Annotated in this window: 15 protein-coding genes; 6 read left to right on the top strand and 9 right to left on the bottom strand. The window is 73.1% G+C overall.

Features of this window, described 5'->3' with window-relative positions; translation table 11 throughout:
* The first annotated feature begins 293 nt into the window (after positions 1-293).
* The gene (locus FDO65_RS15500; RefSeq protein WP_137450554.1) at positions 294-1,424 is read left to right on the top strand and encodes a glycosyltransferase family 4 protein; all 1,131 of its coding nucleotides are present in this window, start codon (positions 294-296) and stop codon (positions 1,422-1,424) included.
* Positions 1,425-1,454: 30 nt separating this feature from the next.
* Here FDO65_RS15500 and FDO65_RS15495 read toward each other — a convergent pair whose 3' ends face one another.
* From FDO65_RS15495 to rfbB, 4 genes are all read right to left on the bottom strand, one after another.
* Entirely contained in the window at positions 1,455-2,603 is a 1,149-nt protein-coding gene (locus FDO65_RS15495; RefSeq protein WP_137450553.1) for a M15 family metallopeptidase, read from the bottom strand.
* A 383-nt stretch (positions 2,604-2,986) separates the two neighbouring features.
* Positions 2,987-3,910: a dTDP-4-dehydrorhamnose reductase gene (rfbD, locus tag FDO65_RS15490; RefSeq protein ID WP_137450552.1), complete on the bottom strand. Its 924-nt coding sequence runs from the start codon at positions 3,908-3,910 to the stop codon at positions 2,987-2,989.
* A gap of 9 nt (positions 3,911-3,919) precedes the next feature.
* On the bottom strand, positions 3,920-4,690 hold the full coding sequence (locus tag FDO65_RS15485) for a PIG-L deacetylase family protein (protein WP_137450551.1): 771 nt from the start codon (positions 4,688-4,690) through the stop codon (positions 3,920-3,922).
* A gap of 38 nt (positions 4,691-4,728) precedes the next feature.
* Positions 4,729-5,745 carry a dTDP-glucose 4,6-dehydratase gene (rfbB, locus tag FDO65_RS15480; protein ID WP_137450550.1) on the bottom strand — a complete coding sequence of 339 codons (1,017 nt, stop codon included), beginning with the start codon at positions 5,743-5,745 and terminating at the stop codon, positions 4,729-4,731.
* A 339-nt stretch (positions 5,746-6,084) separates the two neighbouring features.
* Here rfbB and FDO65_RS15475 point away from each other — a divergent pair, with 339 nt between their 5' ends.
* The 3 genes from FDO65_RS15475 to FDO65_RS15465 are packed head-to-tail and all read left to right on the top strand — an operon-like array spanning position 6,085 to position 10,266.
* Positions 6,085-8,277 (top strand): LCP family glycopolymer transferase, encoded by a 2,193-nt coding sequence (locus FDO65_RS15475; protein WP_137450549.1) that lies wholly within the window; start codon positions 6,085-6,087, stop codon positions 8,275-8,277.
* A gap of 55 nt (positions 8,278-8,332) precedes the next feature.
* Positions 8,333-9,109 (top strand): TIGR03089 family protein, encoded by a 777-nt coding sequence (locus tag FDO65_RS15470; RefSeq protein WP_137450548.1) that lies wholly within the window; start codon positions 8,333-8,335, stop codon positions 9,107-9,109.
* Between the two features lie 50 nt (positions 9,110-9,159).
* Complete coding sequence (locus FDO65_RS15465) at positions 9,160-10,266, top strand: iron-siderophore ABC transporter substrate-binding protein (RefSeq protein ID WP_137450547.1); 1,107 nt, start codon at positions 9,160-9,162, stop codon at positions 10,264-10,266.
* 51 nt (positions 10,267-10,317) lie between these two features.
* Here the strand turns inward: FDO65_RS15465 and FDO65_RS15460 are convergent, their stop codons facing one another.
* The 4 genes from FDO65_RS15460 to FDO65_RS15445 form a co-directional block, all read right to left on the bottom strand.
* Positions 10,318-11,502 carry an acyl-CoA dehydrogenase family protein gene (locus tag FDO65_RS15460; RefSeq protein WP_205850062.1) on the bottom strand — a complete coding sequence of 395 codons (1,185 nt, stop codon included), beginning with the start codon at positions 11,500-11,502 and terminating at the stop codon, positions 10,318-10,320.
* An 89-nt stretch (positions 11,503-11,591) separates the two neighbouring features.
* Entirely contained in the window at positions 11,592-12,128 is a 537-nt protein-coding gene (purE, locus tag FDO65_RS15455) for a 5-(carboxyamino)imidazole ribonucleotide mutase (protein WP_137450546.1), read from the bottom strand.
* Positions 12,125-13,498, bottom strand: coding sequence for a 5-(carboxyamino)imidazole ribonucleotide synthase (locus FDO65_RS15450; RefSeq protein WP_137450545.1), 1,374 nt, complete (start codon positions 13,496-13,498; stop codon positions 12,125-12,127). Before FDO65_RS15450 ends, purE begins: the two co-directional genes overlap by 4 nt.
* Before the next feature lie 63 nt (positions 13,499-13,561).
* Positions 13,562-14,341 carry a hypothetical protein gene (locus FDO65_RS15445; protein ID WP_137450544.1) on the bottom strand — a complete coding sequence of 260 codons (780 nt, stop codon included), beginning with the start codon at positions 14,339-14,341 and terminating at the stop codon, positions 13,562-13,564.
* A gap of 395 nt (positions 14,342-14,736) precedes the next feature.
* Between FDO65_RS15445 and FDO65_RS23120 the strand changes: the two genes are divergently transcribed.
* Both FDO65_RS23120 and FDO65_RS15425 read left to right on the top strand, forming a co-directional pair.
* On the top strand, positions 14,737-17,793 hold the full coding sequence (locus FDO65_RS23120) for a sigma-70 family RNA polymerase sigma factor (RefSeq protein WP_166442209.1): 3,057 nt from the start codon (positions 14,737-14,739) through the stop codon (positions 17,791-17,793).
* A gap of 146 nt (positions 17,794-17,939) precedes the next feature.
* Entirely contained in the window at positions 17,940-18,494 is a 555-nt protein-coding gene (locus tag FDO65_RS15425; RefSeq protein WP_205850061.1) for a GtrA family protein, read from the top strand.
* On the opposite strand, the gene FDO65_RS15420 is transcribed toward FDO65_RS15425, so the two are convergent.
* Positions 18,455-19,759, bottom strand: a complete 1,305-nt coding sequence (locus FDO65_RS15420; RefSeq protein ID WP_137450543.1) for an ATP-binding protein — start codon at positions 19,757-19,759, stop codon at positions 18,455-18,457. The genes FDO65_RS15425 and FDO65_RS15420 overlap by 40 nt on opposite strands.
* Positions 19,760-19,774 lie beyond the last annotated feature (15 nt).

Here is a 19,774-nt window from a genome sequence, read left to right as displayed (position 1 = left end):
GGGATCCCGGGAATGTCGAGGTCATCGCAGTGTCTTCCTCTCGGTACCTGCACCATCGTCCGAGGTCAGAGCCACGAACGCATCACCGGACGGGATGGAGCATTCATCCCATTCCGGTCGTGAATGTCTTGATCAATATGACCGTGTGTCACTGACGGGATCGTGGATCAGGCGGGCGACCCACGACCCGCCGGTCGGTCCGGAGCGGCCGACCGCGGCCGACCGGCCGATACAGTCGGAACCCCTGAGCGGTCGCCTTCGGCCGCACCGATCCCGCCGCGAAGGGCTGCGCCATGCCGACCCCACGACCGACGGTGCTGATCGACGGCACCCCGCTGATCGGCCCGCGCACGGGCATCGGCCGGTACACGCACGGCCTGCTGGCCGAATTGGCCCGCCGGGGCGACGTGGACGTGGCGGCGGCCGGGCTGGCCCGCGGGGCCGATCCCCTGGTGCTGCCGGAGCTGCCGCCGGGGGCGCCGCTGCGCCGTACCCGGGTCCCGGGTCGCATCGTGCTGGCCGCCCGGCGCCTGGGACTGGAACCACCGCTGGAGCTGCTGTGCGGCCGGGCTGACGTCTTCCACGCCACGAACTTCCTGGCCCCGCCGATGTGGCGGACCGCCCTGGTCGTGACGGTGCACGACCTGGCGTTCCACACCCACCCGCAGACCATGAATCCCGCGGCGGTCGACCTGGCCACCCGTCTGCCGCCGACGCTGCGCCGGGCGGCCGCCATCTGCACCGTGACCGGCGCCGTCCGGGACCAGGTGGTCGACGTCTTCGGGGTCGACCCGGCCGACGTGTTCGTCACCCCGAACGCCGTCGGACCGGAGTGGTTCACCGCCGAGCCGGCGGATGCCGCACTGCGGGCCCGGATCGGTCTGCCGGAGCGTTACCTGGTGTTCGTCGGCACCCGGGAACCCCGCAAGGACCTGCCGACCCTGTTGGCGGCGCACGCCGAGCTGCGTCGTCGAGATCCGGAGGCCCCCGCGCTGCTGGTCATCGGCGCCGGTGGGTGGGGCGCCGATCCGACGTCGACCGTGCCGGACGGAGTCGTCAGCCCCGGCTATCTCCCCCAGGACGACGTGGTCCGGCTGGTGGCCGGGGCGCAGGCCCTGGTGCTGCCCAGTCTGGACGAGGGGTTCGGGATGCCGGCCACGGAGGCGCTGGCCGCGGGCGTCCCGGTGATCGTCAGCGACATCCCAGCACTGCGGGAGGTCACCGGCGACGCCGCCCTGCGGTTCCCGGTGGGGGACGCCGAGGCCCTGACCGCGACCATCGCCGCGACGCTGCGCGGGCAGACCCCGGACCGGGACAGCCGGGTCGCCCAGGCCCGGACGTTCACCCCGTCGCGGACCGCCGCGGCCGCCGAGCGGGCCTACCACCACGCCGTCGACCGGCGGCGGGACCGACGGTCGCGCTGATCCACCACTGGACATCGACGGCCGACCGGCTCAGACGTCCATCAGGACGAAGCTCTCCCAGGACCCGACCGCCGTCCGGTTCGCGATGAGGGGGGCACCGCCGGCCGCGTCCGCGCACACGTACCGGCCGTTCGCCTGGGAGAGCAGCGCGTAGCTGCCGTCGCCGTTGCGCTGCAGGGCAAAGGCCTCCCAGGTGGAGGGGGTGGGCCGGTTGGCGATGAGCGGCTGGTTGCCGAAGTCGTCGGCGCAGACGAAGTTGCCGTTGGCCTGCGATCGCAGTGCGATGAGGTTCCCGCCCATGCTGAAGACGTCGAACCGTTCCCACTGCTGCACGGTGGGCCGGTTCGACACCAGCGGTCGGCCGCCGCCGGCCTCCGCGGTGACGATCTGGTTGTTGGCCTTGGCCCGCAGCGCGACGGTGCGGGTGGGGGTGCCGTAACCGTTGATCTGCCCGACGGTGGCGGCGAGCCGGCGGTCGCCGGGCGAGACGTTGATCTCGAAGTGCATCTCGTCGGTGGTGCCGCGGTAGTCGCCGCCCCAATAGACCGTGCCGTTGCAGGACGACAGGATGTTGCGGATCGCGTTGACCTGGCCTGAACTGAACGTGCCCTTCGCACCGTTCGGGTGGCGGCTCCAGTTCAGGTCCATCGCGGTGCCGGAGGCGTGATTGGACCAGACGCTCGGGTTGTTGACGTTCCGCCGGTACTCGTAGCCGCCGCACTGGCTGCGGATCAGGCCCTCGACCTCGCTGTTGAACCGGCGGGCGACGTAGGCCAGGATCGTGCCGGCGTCGCCGCCCACCAGATCGAGGCTGACGTTGGTGCCGGGGATGGCGAAGGTCCGGATCCCGATGGTCGACCCGGGGGTACCCACCGGCCAGTCGTTGTAGGACGTCGCGGCCATGGTGCCGGCCATGGTCCGGCTCTGCGCCTGCAACGACTTCTGCTGCGCGGTGGCGAACTGCTGGGCGAACTGGGGATCGCTGGCCGGGGCGCCGTCGGCGAGCGCGCCGGCCGGGCGTTCGTCAGCGGCCCAGGCCGGGAGGGCCAGTCCGCCGGTCAGCCCGGCGGCCAGAGCGCCACCGAGGCCGACGGCGCCGACCCGCAGAGCGGATCGTCGGGAGAGCCCCGGCCGGGTGTGGGCGTCGCACATAGAGAAGGCCTCCGGATCGTTCGCCACCGATTACTGACGGCGATCATCCGAACACGCTCCGGCGTCGCCCCAGGAAAGGTGACACACGCCGGCCTGAGTTGACCATCGTCCGTGCCCGTAGCGAAGCTCTTTGCCCTCCCGTGACCTTTCGCTGCGCGAGCGATATTCCAGAAGAACAACGCGCGATAGGGGGCGACCCCCGGGGCATATGTCACGGGCACATCACGGGGCGTGTTCAGCCACCGGGGTTGTCTAGACCGGTACGGGGCGGCGTGCAGCGAAACAGGTGAATTTGTGTTTTCCGGGGCAACGAACCCTGATTCGCTCAGCCCGCACTCAGCTCATACACAGGCGAAGACGGCGTCCCGGGGTCGGCTGCCGTCGACTCCCGGCCGGACCGGCGCGCGCCGTCAGCCCGCGAAGGCCCCCGGATGATCGGTGATCCCGGCGGCCAGGGCCTCGTCCCACGGTCGCAGCGGAGCCAGTCCGGCCGCCGCCCACGCCTGCCCGGAGAGCACCGAGTACGCCGGCCGCGGAGCCGGTCGCACGAAGGCCGCCGAGGTGGTCGGGCGGACCCGCTCCGGGTCGGCCCCCAGAGCGGCGAAGATCGCCCGGGCGAAGCCGAACCAGGTCGTCTCCCCGGCGTTGGTCAGGTGCAGGACCCGACCGGATGCCGCCGCGTCGGCCAACCACGCCGAGTCGGCGAGTTCCAGCAGACCCGCCGCGAGGTCGGCGGCGTAGGACGGCGTGCCGCGCTGGTCGTCCACCACGTCGACGGTCGGCCGGCTGCGCTCGAGCGCGGCCATCGTCTTGACGAAGTTGCCGCCGGTCGCGCCCCACACCCACGCCGTCCGCACCACGACGGCGGTCGGGTCGGCGGCGTGGACGGCCCGCTCCCCCGCCAGCTTCGAGGCACCGTAGACGCTGCGCGGGCCGGTCGCGTCGGTCGGCTCGTAGGGCCGGTCCGCCGAGCCCGGGAAGACGTAGTCGGTGGACAGATGCACGAGGTGCACGTCATGGCGGCTCGCGGCCGCGGCCAGCAGACCGGGACCCCGCTCGTTGACGGCGTACGCCCGTTCCTGGTCGGTCTCGGCCAGGTCGACCGCGGTGTGGGCCGCGGCGTTGATGATCACCGCCCGGTTGCGGGCGCCCGTGTCCGGGTCGGAGGCGGAGTCCTGGGAGAAGGCGGTGACGGCCGCGTCCACCGCGGCGGCGTCGGTGATGTCCAGGTCGGCCGACCCGAGCGCGGTGACCGCCCATCCGCGGGCGTGGGCGGCCGCGGCCAGCTCGGATCCGACCTGGCCATGGGCACCGGTGATCAACACAGACGTCACCGGGTGAACCTAACCCCCGTCGGGCTCGGCCTCGGCGGAACGCAACTCGACACCCCGGAACAGGGCGGCGTACCGCACGCCCATGGCCCGCCCGCCGGCCTCGGCGATCTCCGTGAGCATGGCCCGCGGGGCCGGATGCCAGGGCAGTGCGGCCAGATACCCGGCATGGGCCTCCAGGGAGGCGATACCGGCCTCCAGCGCCGGCTCGTCGATCTCGACGCCGTGATCCTCGGCCGGGTCACCGCTGATCAGCAACCACCGCACCGGCCACGGCTCCAGACCCTCGTCGAGCAGCTCGGTGAAGACCCACCGGTTGTCGGCGTCCCGGACGGCGTCCAGAGTGGCGAGGCCGGCCACCCGGTGATCGGCCTGGTTCAGCCCCCACGGCGCCTCGATCGCCCACGTCTGACCGACGACCGCGTCCGGCCGGAAACGGCGGATCGCCCGCGCGATGTCCCGACGCAGGGCCAGGTCGTGCGTCAGCACCCCGTCCGCTCGGTCCAGGAAGTCCAGCCGGCTGACGCCCACCGCGGCGCACGCGGCCTGCTGGTCGGCCGTCCGGATCCTCCTCGTCTCCTCCGGGGGGCTGCCGTCCATGCCGGCCTCACCCCGGGTGAGCAGCAGGTAGGCGACCTCGACGCCGCGTCGGGTCCAGGTGGCCACGGCCGTCGACGCGCCGTACTCCATGTCGTCCGGATGCGCGACGACGCACAGCACCCGGTGGAAATCCGCGTCCGGAACGGCTCTGATGCCAGCCGTCTGCTCGCCCTGATCAGCCATGTCGACCGATGCTAGAGCGAGCGGGACCCGCCGGCCGGCTACTGCGCCCCGACCTGCGCCTTCGCGTTCTTCAACGGCTCCCACCAGGTCCGGTTGTCCCGGTACCAGGCGACGGTGTCGGCCAGCCCCTGGTCGAACGGCACCTGCGGGGTGTAGCCCAGTTCCTCGCGGATCTTGGAGATGTCGACGGAGTAGCGCTGGTCGTGGCCGCCACCCCGCGGATCGACGATCCGCTCGATGAAGGAGGAGTCCCGGCCGGTCGCCTCGATGAGCTTGTCGGTCAGTTCGGCGTTGGTGAGCTCCGTGCCGCCGCCGATGTTGTAGATCTCGCCGATCCGCCCCCCGGCCAGCACCAGGGCGATACCGCGGCAGTGGTCGTCGACGTGCAGCCAGTCCCGGATCTGCGCGCCCTTGCCGTACAGCGGGACCGTCAACCCGTCCATCAGGTTGGTGACGAAGAGCGGGATGACCTTCTCCGGGAACTGGTACGGCCCGTAGTTGTTGGAGCAGCGGGTGATGCAGACCGGCACGCCGTGGGTGCGGGCGTAGGCCCGGGCGATGAGATCCGAGGACGCCTTGGACGCCGAGTACGGGGAATTCGGTTCCAGCGGCCAGCTCTCGGTCCAGGATCCCTCCTCGATCGAGCCGTACACCTCGTCGGTGGAGACGTGGACGAACTTCTTGATCGGGCTGTGCAGGGCGGCCTGCAGCAGGGTCTGCGTCCCCAGCACGTTGGTGAGGACGAAGTCGGCGCCGCCCATGATCGACCGGTCGACGTGCGATTCGGCCGCGAAGTGGACGACCGCGTCGACCTGACCGACCAGCTCGGCGACCAGCTCGGCGTCGCAGATGTCGCCCTGGACGAAGGTGTAGCGATCGGAGCCGGCCACTTCGGCCAGATTCGCCTCGTTGCCGGCGTAGGTCAGCTTGTCCAGCACGGTGACCCGGGATCCGGCCAGCTCCGGGTAGGCATCGGTCAACACCCGGCGGACGAAGGTGGAGCCGATGAACCCGGCACCACCGGTGACCAGGATGTGCGAGAACGAGGACGTCATGGCCGGCATTCTGCCGGACCCTGGGTGTCGAACCGGGGCTGCCACGAGCCGCCCTCATCACTCCGGGTGAACCCGTCACCGCGTCCTCGATCGTCCCGAGCGCCGGCGACACCCGCCGCAGGAACCCCGACGGTCGAGCCCGCGCCGATACCCTGGTCCCACGTCGGGGGGCCGGACGGGGACGTCCCACGGCGGCGACGGGCAACCGGCGCACCGCGGCGGGCGTCCCTTCCCTGCCGGGTCGCCCCGGTTCACCGGACGGGCCCCGAGGTCCGTTTCGCACCGCAGCGGACTCCGGCGAGGACGACGATCGCTCCACCCAACCGCGAAGGGGAACGCATGGCGCCCAGGGACGACTCGGATCCGGGTCGCGGCCCGCGCCGTTACGGCCCGAACGCCCACCGGCGCGGCCCCGACCAGGGCGACCCGTACGCCGAAGGACGCCCGTCCGAACAGGGCGGTCCGGGCGCCGCCGATCAGCGGTTCGGCCCCGGCCCGAACGACCCGCGCTTCGCCCCTCCCCCCGGCCAGCATCTGCGCCCCGGACCGTACGACCAGTCGCCGCGCCCTCCGGCGCCCCGTGACCCCTCCGGTCCGGGCGGTCCCGGCAACCCTGGGTCCCAGGACCGGTCGGCGCCGTTCCGCGGTCCCCAGTCGGGTCCGGGCGGCTGGTCCGCCGGTCCGGGCCGACCCGAGTCGCCCTACCCGGCCGACCCGCGGCGCCACCCGTCGGACGGCAACCGGGCGGGTGGAGCCGGATATCCCCGGGCCGGTCGCGCCCCCTACGCCGGGACACCAGGATCCGGCTCCCCCCAGGCGCCGCGCCGCACGGCCGTCCCCGGCACCCCGGCCACCCGTCGTCCCCGCCGCCCCGTCGAACCGCCACCCACCGCGGTGCTGCCCGGTCTGGCGGCGGCCGGCGGTACGCCACCTCCGCCCGCCGCCGATGCGGTCGCCGACGGCCGCGAGCACCCGAAGCGCGACAACCGTCGCCGGGCCCTGCTGGCCACCCGCATCGTGGCGGCGGTGCTGTCCGTCGCGCTGCTCGCCGGGGCCGGGGTCGCGTGGGCGTTCACCGGAGCCCTGCAGAGCAACAGCGGAACCTCCGACGCGGCCGCCAACGCCGGTAGCGGAGGGGTGACGTTCGAGAACGGCATGACGATCCTGCTGGTCGGCTCCGACGCCCGGACCGATGCGGACGGCAACCCGCTGTCGGCCGAGGAGCTCAAGCAGGTCGGCACCGAGGACGACGGCGGCGGAATCAACACCGACACGATGATGCTGGTGCACGTGCCGAAGGGCGGCGGGCGGGCGACCGCGGTGTCACTGCCCCGCGACACCTGGATCAGCTCGGCCGTGACGGCGAAGGTCGAGGGTCCGTACTCGGACGGTCGCCAGGGCCAGTACGCGCCCAACAAGCTGAACTCGTTCTACTCGACGGCCAAGTCCTACACCGCGACCTACCTGGTCAACCAGGGGGTGACCGACCGGGCGCAGATCGAACGGGATTCCAACGAGGCCGGCCGGACGATGCTCATCAAGGTCATCCAGGCGTTCTCCGGCATGAAGATCGACCACTACGCCGAGGTCAACCTGCTCGGCTTCTTCCTGCTGTCCAACGCGATCGGCGGCGTCCCGGTCTGCCTGAACAACGCGGTCGACGACCCCTGGTCCGGGGCGAAGTTCGCCGCCGGCCCGCAGGAGGTGCAGGGCACCGCCGCGCTGGCGTTCGTGCGGCAGCGCCACGGTCTGCCCAACAGCGACCTGGACCGGGTCAAGCGGCAGCAGGCGTTCCTGGCCGGGGCGGCGGACAAGATCCTGTCGGTCGGCACCCTCACCGACCCGACCAAGCTGACCAACCTCGTCGGGGCCGTGGACCGCTCGGTGGTCTTCGACAAGGGCTTCTCGGTGCTGGACTTCGCCCAGCAGATGACGAACCTGTCATCCGGCAACATCACCTTCGCCACGCTCCCGACGACGGGTCCGGAGAAGTCAACGAACACCGACGCCCTGGCCACCGACCCGGCCCAGGTGAAGGCGTTCTTCGCCAGCATCTCCGAGGGCGACCCGACGGCCAGCGTGTCGGGCACCTCCAGCGCGCTGCCCAGCGCGGCGCCCACCGTCGACCCGTCCTCGGTCACCGTCGACGTCCGCGACGGCACGATCGCCGACGGCGTCACCGATTACGTCGTCACGACCGTCGGCAACGCCGGATTCACCGTGGGCACCCAGGGCGTCGTCCCGGGCACCACGTCCCGCTCGCAGACCACGGCGACGACCGTGCACTACAACCCGGCCGACGGCACCGACGGCGCCCAGCAGGTGCTGGACACCCTCGGGGTCGGTTCCCTGGTCGCCGACAAGGAGGTCGCCGCCGGTCACGTCACGGTGGTCGTCGGGACCGATCTGACGGTGCCGTCGGGGCTGCGGGCGCCGGGGGCCGTCTTCCTCTCGCCTGCTCCGGCCGGCGGGGTCGCGGCCGCGCAGCCGGCGGCCTGGGCGCAGGCGGCATCGGTGCCCTGCGTCAACTAGCAGCTGCGCTCTCCCGCGGGCTCGGGCGGCCGGAGGCCCGGGCAGGATGGGCGGCGTGACGTTCTCCCCCGACCTGACCGAGACACTGCTTCGCCCGCTGCTGCGCACCGACCCGCACCGACCCCGGCTCACCTGGTACGGCGGTGAGCCGGCCGGGCGGACGGAGCTGTCGACCGCCTCGCTGGCCAACTGGGCGGCCAAGACGGCCGGCCTGCTCACGGACGAGCTGGGGGTGGCGCCGGGCGCCGGGGTGCGGGTGCTCGGACTGCGGTCGTGGCAGGTGCTCCCGGCGGCCCTGGGCAGCTGGTGGGCCGGACTGGCCCTCGACCTGAGCGCGGCGGGGGCCGGGTTCGCCGACGCCGTGTTCGCCGCGCCGGACGCCGACCCCGAGGTGGTCGCCGCGCTGGTCGACGAGTCGGATCCGGACACGGTCCTGGCTCTGTCGACGCACCCGCTGGCCCTGCCGGCCGGCGATCTGCCGCCGGGAGCCCGGGACTACTCGATCGCCGTGCGGGCCCACGCCGACCGGTTCCCGGGCGTACCCGTCGAGCCGACGGCGACGGTGCTGCAGGCCGATGGCCCCCTGGGTGGGGACGCCGCGACGGTCGCCGACGTGATCGAGCGGGCCCGGGCGCTGGCCGCGGGTTGGGGCGCGCAGCCCCGGGTGCTCGCCGAACTGGGCGTGACCGTCCGGACGACCGCCGAGCTGGTGGCGGCGGCCGTAGCGGCGCTGGCGGTCGACGGCTCCCTGGTGGTGGTGGACCCGGCGAGCGGCCACGCGGCGGGCACCGTCGGGGCGGACGAGCAGATCACCGTCTCGCACCCGTTCTGACCCCGGCGGTACTTAGGCTAGGTTTACCTTCCTCACTGGAAGGAGACCTCATGCGCATCTCTCTCGGTCCCCGACGCCTGGCGGCGGTCGCGGCGGCGATCGGGCTGGCCCTGGCCGGGTGTGGTTCCCCGGCGAGCTCGTCGAGCGGCCCGACGGCCGGCTCGGGGTCCGGCACTCCCGCCTCGGCCGGGACGTCGACGGCGGCCGCGACCTCGATGGCCGGCCCGGCCACCGACACGTTCCCGGTCACGGTCGAGCACCGCTTCGGCAGCACCACCGTCCCCGCCGAACCACAGCGGGTGGTCGTCGTCGGCCTCACCGAGCAGGACGTCCTGCTCGAGCTCGGCGTCGTGCCGGTGGCGACGACCGAGTGGTACGGCAATCAGCCCGACGCCGTCTGGCCCTGGGCACAGGACCTGCTCGGCGGGGCCCACCCGGTGGTGCTCGATCCGACCGACGGGCCGCAGATCGAACGGATCGCGAGCCTGACGCCGGACCTCATCATCGGCACCAACGCCGGGCTGACGCAGGAGCAGTACGACCTGCTGTCCCGGGTCGCCCCGACCGTCACCTCGCTGCCGGGCTCGGCCCAGTACTTCTCCCCGTGGCAGGACCAGACCCGGCAGATCGCCAAGGCGGTCGGCCGTTCCGCCGCCGGCCAGGCGCTCGTCGACCGGGTCGAGCAGCGGTACGCCGAGGTCAAGGCGGCCTACCCGCAGTTCGCCGGACGGACCGCGTCGTTCTCCCAGGGCGCTCCGTACGAGGGCACCCTGTGGGTGTACCCGCAGGGCATCAACACCGACTTCCTCACCGAGCTGGGGTTTTCGATGTCCGGCGGGCTCGAGAAGTTCCAGGCCCAGGCCGGTCAGCAGGCCCAGGTCCCGGGCGAGAACATCGACCTGATCGACTCCGATGTCGTCGTCTTCGCCACCGAGGCGCAGCAGCAGTTCGACGAGCTGCAGGGCTGGGCCCCCACCGGGACCCTGCAGGCCGTGCGGGACGGCCGCACCGTCTACACCGACGGGGAGCTGGCCGGCGCCATCTACTTCCTGACCCCGCTCAGCCAGCTGTACGTCCTCGACCGGTTGCCGGCCGCGCTCGACCGGGCGCTCGCCGGTCAGGCACCGAAGCAGTTCGCCAACACGACCACCGCCTGAGCCGCCGGAGTGGCCCGGCCGACAGTCGGCCGGGCCAGCCGGGACCGGCGGCTACCGCAGCAGGCTCCGGGCCATCACCAGACGCTGGATCTGATTGGTGCCCTCGTAGATCTGGGTGATCTTGGCGTCCCGCATCATCCGCTCGACCGGGAAGTCGCGGGTGAATCCGGCCCCGCCGAGCAACTGGACGGCGTCGACCGTCACCTTCATCGCGGTGTCCGAGGCCAGGCACTTGGCCGCGGCGGCCAGGAACGTGGTGTTCGCGTCGCCCCGTTCGGCCGCCGCGGCCGCCTGGTAGACCAGCGTCCGGGCCGCCTCGATCTGCATCGCGGCGTCGGCGACCATGAACTGCAGACCCTGGAACTCGGCCAGCGACCGGCCGAACTGGCGCCGTTCGCGCAGGTAGTCGACCGCGATGTCCAGGGCGCCCTGCGCGATCCCGACGGCCTGGGCGCCGATGGTGGGCCGGGTGTGGTCCAGGGTGGCCATGGCGGTGGCGAAGCCGGTGCCGGGCGCCCCGATCATCCGGTCACCCGGGACGCGACAGTTCTCGAAGTGGATCTCCCGGGTCGGCGAGCCCTTGATGCCGAGCTTGCGTTCCTTGGACCCGACGACGAAGCCCGGGTCGCCGGAGTGGACCACGAAGGCGCTGATGCCCTGGGCCGGACGGGCGGCGTCCGGGTCGGTGACGGCCATGACGGTGTACCAGGTGGACACCCCGGCGTTGGTGATCCAGCACTTCGTGCCGTTGAGCACCCAGTCGTCCCCGTCGGCCACCGCCCGGGTGCGCATGGCCGCGGCGTCCGAACCGGCCTCCCGTTCGGACAGCGCGTAGGAGATCATCGCGTCGCCGGCGGCGATGGACGGCAGCACCTGGCGTTTCAACTCCTCGGAGCCCGACAGCAGGATCGGCATCGAACCGAGCTTGTTCACCGCCGGGATCAACGACGACGACGCGCAGACCCGGGCGATCTCCTCAATGACGATGATCGTGCTGATCGCGTCGGCGCCGGCCCCGTCGAACTCCTCGGGGATGTGCACCGCCTGGAAACCGGCGGCGGTCAGCGCCTTCTGCGCCTCAGAGGGATAGCGCTCCTGCTCGTCGACCTCCGCGGCGTGCGGGGCGATCTCCTTCTCGGCGATCTCCCGGATGGCCGCTCGGATGTCCCGATGGTCCTCGGTGAGGGCGAACAGGCCCCCTGCCGTGCCGGTCGTCGTGCCCGCCGTCTGCCCCATTGCCGGCCGCCTTCGCTCGTCGCTCGTCAGGTCGGCCTCGATGTTACCCGTGAGTAACTTTCCGGGCCAGACCCTGGCCGCCCCGCGGCTCAGGCCGGGCCGGCCACCGTGGCCCGCAGCGCCTCGTGCTTGGCCAGCACGGTGGTTTCCAGATCGGCGGCGAACGTCGCCAGCTGGTCGCGCAATGCCCGGCCGGCCTCGTCCGGCGCGGCGGCCAGGATCCGCACCGCGAGCAGCCCGGCGTTGCGGGCGCCACCGATCGACACCGTGGCCACCGGGATCCCGGCCGGCATCTGCACGATCGACAACAGGGAGTCCATGCCGTCCAGGGTGGCGAGCGGCACCGGGACGCCGATCACCGGGAGCACGCTGGCCGAGGCGACCATCCCGGGCAGGTGGGCGGCCCCGCCGGCCCCGGCGATGATCACCCGGAGCCCCCGGTCGGCCGCCGTCGTCGCGTACTCCAGCATCCGGTGCGGGGTGCGGTGCGCGCTCTGCACCCCGACCTCGAACGGCACGCCGAACTCGGTCAGGGCGTCGGCCGCCGCCGACATCACCCGCCAGTCCGAGTCGCTGCCCATGATCACACCGACCACCGGGGCCGACCCGCCCGCTGACGCGCTCATCGCGACCCTCCTCCGTTCACGACCACACTGACCTGCGGCGACGCGGCGTCATCCTCACCGGTCGCGCCGTGTTCCAGGCTGTATCCGTCCAGCCAGACGCCGCTGCCCAACCAGTGCGCCGCCAGCTGCGCCCGACGTCGCAGTTCCGGCAGGTCCGCGCCGATGACGTTGACGTGCCCCAGCTTGCGGCCCGGCCGGAACGCCTTGCCGTACAGGTGCACCTTCACCTCGGGGAAGCGGGCCGCCAGGTGATGCAGCCGCTCGTCGATGCTGAGGACCGCCTCGGAGAACGCGCCCTCGCCCGCCCCGACCCCGACCGGGCCACCGAGGACGTTGCCCATCACGGTGAACGGCGCGATCGCGTCCGTCCGACCCAGCGGGTAGTCCAGGACGGCGCGCAGGTGCTGCTCGAACTGGCTGGTCACCGAGCCGTCCATCGTCCAGTGCCCGGAGTTGTGCGGTCGCATGGCCAGTTCGTTGACGAGCAGGGCCGGGGGGCCGTCCGGTCCGTCCGAACCGTTGGTCTCGAACAGCTCCACCGCCATCACCCCGACCACGTCGAGTTCCTGGGCGATCTGCAGGGCCAGCCGCTCGGCCGCGGTGGACAGGGCGGACGGCAGGTCCGGCGCCGGGGCGATCACCTCGACGCAGATGCCGTCCTGCTGCACGGTCTGCACCACGGGCCAGACCGCCGCCTGCCCGAACGGCGAACGCGCCACCATCACGGCCAGCTCGCGCCGCAGCGGGACGAAGCTCTCGATCACCACCGAGCCGGCGGTCGTGGCGAAGGGGCCGTCCCCGCTGGTCAGCTGCGCGGCCAACCGGCCGGCCTGGGCGGCATCCTGCACCACCCAGACCCCGCGGCCGTCGTATCCGCCGCGAGCGGTCTTGACCACCGCGGGCCAGCCGTGCGCGGCAGCGAAATCCTCCACCCCGCGGGCCACCGCGGCCGCGCGATCGCTCTCGTCGCCGGTCGGGGCCGCGACGTCGACGACGGCGAACGCCGGGACGGGCGCCCCCAGCTCGCCCAATCGGCGCCGCATGAGGGCCTTGTCCTGGGCGTACTGCAGGGCGTCCGGGCCGGGATAGACGTCATGGCCCTCGGCGACCAGCGTGCGCAGGTGCCCCGTGGGGACGTGCTCGTGGTCGAAGGTGACGACGTCGCAGGTCTGCGCGAACTCCCGCAGGGCGTCGAGGTCGGTGTGGTGGCCCAGCATCACGTCAGGGGTGACCAACGCGGCCGACTCGCCGGGGTCGATCGCCAGCACCCGCAGTGTCTGACCGAGCGGGATGGCCGCCTGATGGGTCATACGGGCGAGCTGACCCCCACCGACCATTCCGACCTGGGGCATTCCCGTCCGTTCATCCACGGTGGTGAAGCGTAATGGCCCACCGAACGTCCGAGGGACGGACGAAATCGCCGGACACGGCGCCTACCGACCGAGTCCCTCCACGAGCGCCACGGCCGCGTCGAGATCGTCGGGCAACTTCTCGATCCAGATACGCGGCGGTCCGCCCTGCGAATCCGGGGCGCTCTGCGGGCGCAGGCTCTCCATGACCCCGCCCAGCAGTTGCACGCGGCGGGGCAGCACCCGGTCCCGGGCGGTCAGGGCGACGGCGACGCGGTCGTCCAGACGCGCCAGCGTCTGACCGGCGTCGAACACGGTGCGCAGCGCGTGGGCGGCGACGATGAGCGACGTCTGGCCGGACCAGCCCGGGCCGCCGGCAGCGGTGCGCACGACGACCAGCGCGGTGCCCGCGGACACCCGGCGTCCCACCACCTCCGCGGCCCGGTACACCTCGGTGAGCCGTTGGCGCAGGTAGTCGGCGGATGTCAGACCGGTCAACGGGTCCAGCACGGCGACGGCCGGGGCCTGGCTGCGATCCGCCCACCCCAGCGACACGGCCCGGCACAGCAGATCGGCGGGTAGCGACGGGGCGACGGTGACGAGGGCGTCGATGTCCGCCAGGGTCTCGGCCAGGCCGATGCCGGCGGCGGCGCGCACGGCGCCGAGCCGCTCGGCGCAGACCCAGACGTCCTGACCGGCCGCGCAGGCCTCGCACAGCGCATCGACGGCCGCGTCGTGCCAGTCGCCATGGAAAGTCCAGGGCCCGGCCGCCGACATCTCGAACCACCGACGGCGCAGCACGTCGGCCGGTCCATCCCCCCGGTGCGGGGTCGACGGATCGAACGGGTCCAGGGCCAGACTCACGGCCGGGTCACCTTCTTTCGTGCCGTCATCGGTGCCGGGTGGTCGCGTGCCCGGCGGAGCGGAGGGCCGAGCGGAACGGTCTGGAACCCCTGCGGTCGGGGCGATCACCGGAGAGGGGTGATCCATTCCACAATCCCCCGGCCGGGGACCGTTCACTCGGCGGACGCTCACAGCAGAGACGGCCGACCGGGCGGGGCATCACGCGAACGGCGCGAAAAATTCGCTCGGCCGGGTCCGTTCACCCGATGTGGTGAGGCCGGCCCCGGGTATCGGTCGACGAACCCGGACGGCCGGCCACCCGGGCATGCAGGATCACCGTCTGCTGGGCAGACGCAGGGTGCCCCGTACGTCACAATGACCTTTCCGGCGTCCGGACGCGGCCGGGCGGGGGTGCGGTGAGCAGCAGCGAGGAGTGGCACGGCGAGCTCGCCGATGTCGTCAGCGACCCCGAACTGATCACCCAGGTGCGCGGCGGCGACCGTTCCGCCTTCGGTGAGCTCTACCGGCGGCACAGCAGTGCGGCCACCACGCTGGCCCGTCAGTTCGCCCGCTCACCCGCCGAGGCCGACGATCTGGTCTCCGAGGCGTTCGCCCGCGTCCTCGACCAGCTGCTCACCGGGCACGGCCCGGACACCGCGTTCCGCGCGTACCTGTTCACCTCCCTGCGCAACACGGCCTACGACCGCACCCGCAAGGACCGGCGGCTGCAGTTCACCGACGACATGACCGGGCACGACCAGGCCGTCGCCGGTGACGACCCGGTGGTGGCGCAGGTCGAGAATGGCCTGGTGGCGACCGCCTTCGCCCGGTTGCCCGAACGCTGGCAGGCGGTCCTCTGGCACACGCAGGTGGAGGGCGAATCACCGGCGGCGGTCGGCGCGCTCCTGGGCATGGCCCCGGGCGCGGTGTCCTCCTTGGCGTTCCGGGCCCGGGAGGGTCTGCGGGAGGCGTACCTGCAAGCCCACCTGGCCGACACCGCCGGCGAATCGTGCCGGACGACGGTCGAACGCCTGGGCGCCTGGACCCGCAACGGCCTGTCCCGGCGAGAGAAGACGCAGGTCGACGCGCATCTCGCCGGATGCGAGCGATGCCGGGCGCTGGGCGCCGAGCTGCAGGAGGTCAACACCGGACTGCGGGCCCTGCTCGCGCCGGTGCTGCTGGGCGCCGCCGCGGCGGGCTATCTCGCCAGCCTTGGCCCGATCGCTCCGCTGGCGGCCGGGCTCTTCGGAGTGGCCCCGGCCGGCGCGGCCCTCGCCGGATCCGGGTCCGGCGTCGCCGGTTCGGCCGCGACCGCCGGCGTCGCCGGTTCGGCCGGGACCGCCGGCGCCGCGGGCGTGGCCGGCGCCACGGGCACGGCCGGCACCGTGAGCAGCCTGGGCGCCGTCGGATCGGCCTCCGGGGTGGGCACGGTCGGCGCCGCGACCGCGGGTGCTTCCACGGCCGCGGCCACCGGCGCGGGCAGCGCCGTCGGCCTGACCGCCGGAGCCGCGCACCTGGTCGGCGCGACCGGCGTGGTGGCCACCGGAACGGTGGCCGGCGTGGGCGCGGGAGCCGGCGTCGCCGCCGCCGGGGTGGGTGCTGCCGGCCTCGGCGTCGGCGCGGCGGGACTCGGTGCCGTCGGGGTGGGCGCCGCCGGAGTGGGTGCGGTCGTCGGGGGCGCTGCCGTCGCCGGGGCCTCGGCCGCGGCGACCGGTCTACTGGCCGTCGGCACCGCCGCAGCCGCGGCCGCCGTCACCGGCTCGGTCATCGCCCTGTCGAACGTCGCGCCGGCCCCGCAGATCGAGGCGGGGGCGGCGCCGGCCAACACGATCGTCGTGGAGTCGTCGGTCAACAACCAGGCAATCGGCCCGGACGCCACCTCGACGACGATCGCGGACCCCACCGCGCACACACCCGCGTCCACCGCACCGCTTGACCCCGTCGTCGACACCTCGACATCGACCACACCGACCGCTGCCCCGGTCACCGACGCCACCCCGGTCTCGACGTCGGAGCAGTTCAGCCTGCTCCCGACGGGCATCGGTCTGCCCAGCGTGCCGGCCGACGGCACCGGCGGTACCGGGTCCGGTATCGACCTGTCCCTCGGCGCCCCGTCGGTCCCGGTGGTGACGCCGCCGGGCACGACGACACCCGTTCCGGCCACCTCCATCGAGGTGCCGTCCACGACGTCCGCACCGAGCGTGACATCCACGGCGCCGACGCCCACCGCTCCGTCCTCTCCCGCCCCCCAGCCGGTCGGGCCCCCGGTCGATCCGACCCCGACGCCGACCCCGGCCCCCGACGCCACGCCGACGCCGACGCCGACCCCGGACCCCCCGACGACCGCTCCGACCCCTACTCCGGCTGAGTCGGGTACGAGCGCCCCGGCCTCGGACACGTCCACGGAAACTCCTGACCCGGGGCCCGCCGCGACGACCACAGTCGCCCCGACCTCGAGCGAGGATCCGCCGCCCGACCCGGACCAGCCCCCCGGCGACACCGGGACCCCGGCCCCGACCGCGTCCTCCCAGACGTCGGCCACCACCTCGGCGTCGCCGTCGTCGACCGCGACCGTCCCCCCGACCACCGACCCGTCGCAGACCCCGCCGCCCAGCACCAGCGAGCCGGCGCCGACCACCTCGACGGATCCGGCCCCGACCGACAACCCCCCGGTCCCGACCGACGAGCCCCCGTTGCCGGTGCTGCCCGTGGTGGTCGTCCCGCCGACACCGCAGCCGGTGGTCGCCGGGGCCGCGGCCCAGGTCGCCATCGAGATGGTCGGCCCGGGTGAGCCGACCGGGGCCACCACCGCGTCGACCGCCCTGGTCACCGCACCGGAGGGGGTCAGCCTTCGGGACATCCGCGTGGCCCTGCTGCTGCCCGCCGAACCGTCCGACCCCGCCGACCGGGTCGCGGCCGCCGACGAGACCACGACCGTCGCGTGTGCCGATCCCCACCAGTGCTCGGTCACCCTCCCGGCCATCCCGGTCCAGGGCCGCCTGGCGCTGGAGGCGACCCTCGACGTGGCCCCCGACGCCCACACGGAGTCCGCCCTGACCGTGGCGATCGGCGACCGGCCGGTGTCCGTCCCGTTGTCGGTGGCCTCCGGTATCGCCGAGGTGCGGCTGACCGGTCCGAGCGAGATCCCCGCCGGTGGCGCCGCCGCCGTCGACGTGGTCGCGGTGCCGGCCGCCGGGGTGAGCCGGCCCGGCGGGTTGGTCGTGGTCTCCGACAGCGACGACGTCACGTTCCCCGTCGTCCCGGACGGTTGCATCGCCGAGAGCGACCGCCGCCTGCTCTGCTCCGGTGAGATCACCGCCCTGCGGATCCTCGTGGGGTCCGGGCAGCCGCCCGGCCCGCTGCCCCTGCTCTTCCTGGATACGGCGGGTCGCGCCGTGCCGGTGACGTGCACGGTGCACCCGGTGGTGGTGTCCACTCCAGCCGCTGGCACCCCGCCCACCGACGCCGGCTGACCGCGCCCCGAGCGGCGTCGGTCGCGACCGCGGCCGAGGTTGCCTGCGGGAGAGGTTGTTCTCACCCGGGTGCTGTCGGCGCTGGTCGGGACGCCGTGCGGCGTCGTCGCCCCCGCCCGGACCGACCCCGGCCGTAGGATCGCTCGGTGACCCTGATCGACAGCCTGCGGGAGCGCATGCCCGCCAAGTACCGCGAGCTGGCGAAGTTCGCCGTGGTCGGGGGCGTCTCGTACATCGTGGACATCGGCCTTTTCACGTTCCTCTCGCACACCGTGCTGGAGAACAAGGTCATCACCGCGAAGGCCATCTCCATCCTCGTGGCCACCGTGGTCAGCTACGTGCTGAACCGCGAGTGGTCGTTCAGCAACCGCGGCGGCCGCGAACGGCACCACGAGGCCATGCTGTTCTTCGCGGTCAACGGGACGGCGCTGCTGGTCAACCTGATCCCGCTGGCAATCTCCCAATACGTGCTGGGGTTCAACACGATGAACCACACGCGGCTGTTCGTCTCCATCTCCGACTTCATCGCCGCCAACATCGTCGGCACCCTGCTGGGCATGGCTTTCCGCTTCTGGGCCTACCGCCGGTGGGTGTTCCCGGACGAGATGGTCGAGGTCGACCAGGAGATCCACGAGGTGGTCGAGAAGCGCAAGGGCCACCGTCAGGATCCGGGTACGTCGGACCTGCCTCCCGCCGTCTGAGCCGCGGACGAAGCACCCTCGGCCGGTTCGCCGGCCCGCCGCAGGAAGATCGCGAACACGGGGGGTGCGGCCCGGCGGAGTTCCAGCCGGCCACCGTCGGCCTCCACGAAGGCCCGGGCCAGGCCCAGTCCGATCCCGGACGACGACGCCGTCGACACCCCCCGGTCGAAGACGTGCGGCACCAGCGCGTCCGGCACCCCCGGGCCCTGATCGCCCACCTCGACGACGACCATGTCGCCGCTGCGACCGCCGACGGTCCGCACCCCGATCTCCACCGGACCGGCCCCGTGCCGCAGGGAGTTCTCCACCAGTACGGCCAGCGCCTCCCGTAACCGCCCGGGGGTGGCCCGGACCAGCACGTTCCGCGGGCACCGCACCAGCAGGCTGCGCCCGGCCTCGACCAGCCGGGGTTCCCATTCGGTGTCGATCTCGGCCAGTTCGTCGGCCAGTTCGACCTCGCTCGCGCCGGCTGCCCGTTCCGCGCGGGCGTTGGCCAGCAGGTCGTCGACGACGGTGACGAGCCGGTCGGTCTGGTCCAGGGCCTCCTGGATCTCCTCGGCGACGAGCGGGTCGGGGTGGTCGGCGAGTTCCTCCAGGCTCAGTCGCAGGCCGGTCAGCCGGGTGCGGAGCTGGTGGGAGATGTCGCCGGCCAGGTCGCGTTCGCGGCCGATGAGGGCGGCGATGTCCTGCGCGGACGTGTCGAGCACGTCGGCCACCCGGTCGAGTTCGCCGATCCCGTACCGGCGCCGGAAGGTCCGGAAGTCACCGGCTCCCAACCGTGCGGACCGGCGGGCGAGGTCGGACAACGGGGTGACGATCCGCCCGGCGAGCAGCAGGGCCACCCCGGTCCCGACGATGACGGACAGCACGACGGCCAGGGCCACCAGCGCAAGCGCCGTCCACTGCTCGGTCCGCAGGTAGTCCTGCGGAACGGCGAGGCGCAGGAGCCCGCCGCCGGCCATGACGAGTTGCGCGGAAGTGGTCTCCCCGCTGATGGGCGGGCCGATGGACTGGTCGATGCGACCGGCCATCCGGATGTCGAGACGGCCACCCGGCGGGACCGCGGTGGCCAGCTGGCCGAGGTCCAGCCCGGATGACGCCGACTGGTTGGCGATGGACACCGCGACGCTCTCCAGGCGGGTCTGCAGGTCGCGGTGGACGAGGTCGTCGACGACGCGCCAGGAAATCACCGACAGGGGGACGCCGAGAGTCAGCACGGTGGCCGCGATGACCAGCAGGATGGACAGCAGGACGCGGCGACGCATCAGACCGGGCCACCC

This window comes from Nakamurella flava (genome assembly GCF_005298075.1).
Classification (GTDB): Bacteria; Actinomycetota; Actinomycetes; order Mycobacteriales; family Nakamurellaceae; genus Nakamurella; species Nakamurella flava.
The sequence above is the reverse complement of the archived record's forward strand: the minus strand, read 5'-3'. Positions and strand labels throughout refer to the sequence as shown.

What these genes read in the sequence shown, in the direction of transcription:
- FDO65_RS15500 (WP_137450554.1), top strand. Translation starts at nt 294, where the DNA reads ATGCCGACCCCACGACCGACGGTGCTGATCGACGGCACCCCGCTGATC.
- FDO65_RS15485 (WP_137450551.1), bottom strand. Translation starts at nt 4,690, where the DNA reads ATGGCTGATCAGGGCGAGCAGACGGCTGGCATCAGAGCCGTTCCGGAC.
- rfbB (WP_137450550.1), bottom strand. Translation starts at nt 5,745, where the DNA reads ATGACGTCCTCGTTCTCGCACATCCTGGTCACCGGTGGTGCCGGGTTC.
- FDO65_RS15475 (WP_137450549.1), top strand. Translation starts at nt 6,085, where the DNA reads ATGGCGCCCAGGGACGACTCGGATCCGGGTCGCGGCCCGCGCCGTTAC.
- FDO65_RS15465 (WP_137450547.1), top strand. Translation starts at nt 9,160, where the DNA reads ATGCGCATCTCTCTCGGTCCCCGACGCCTGGCGGCGGTCGCGGCGGCG.
- FDO65_RS15460 (WP_205850062.1), bottom strand. Translation starts at nt 11,502, where the DNA reads ATGGGGCAGACGGCGGGCACGACGACCGGCACGGCAGGGGGCCTGTTC.
- purE (WP_137450546.1), bottom strand. Translation starts at nt 12,128, where the DNA reads ATGAGCGCGTCAGCGGGCGGGTCGGCCCCGGTGGTCGGTGTGATCATG.
- FDO65_RS15420 (WP_137450543.1), bottom strand. Translation starts at nt 19,759, where the DNA reads ATGCGTCGCCGCGTCCTGCTGTCCATCCTGCTGGTCATCGCGGCCACC.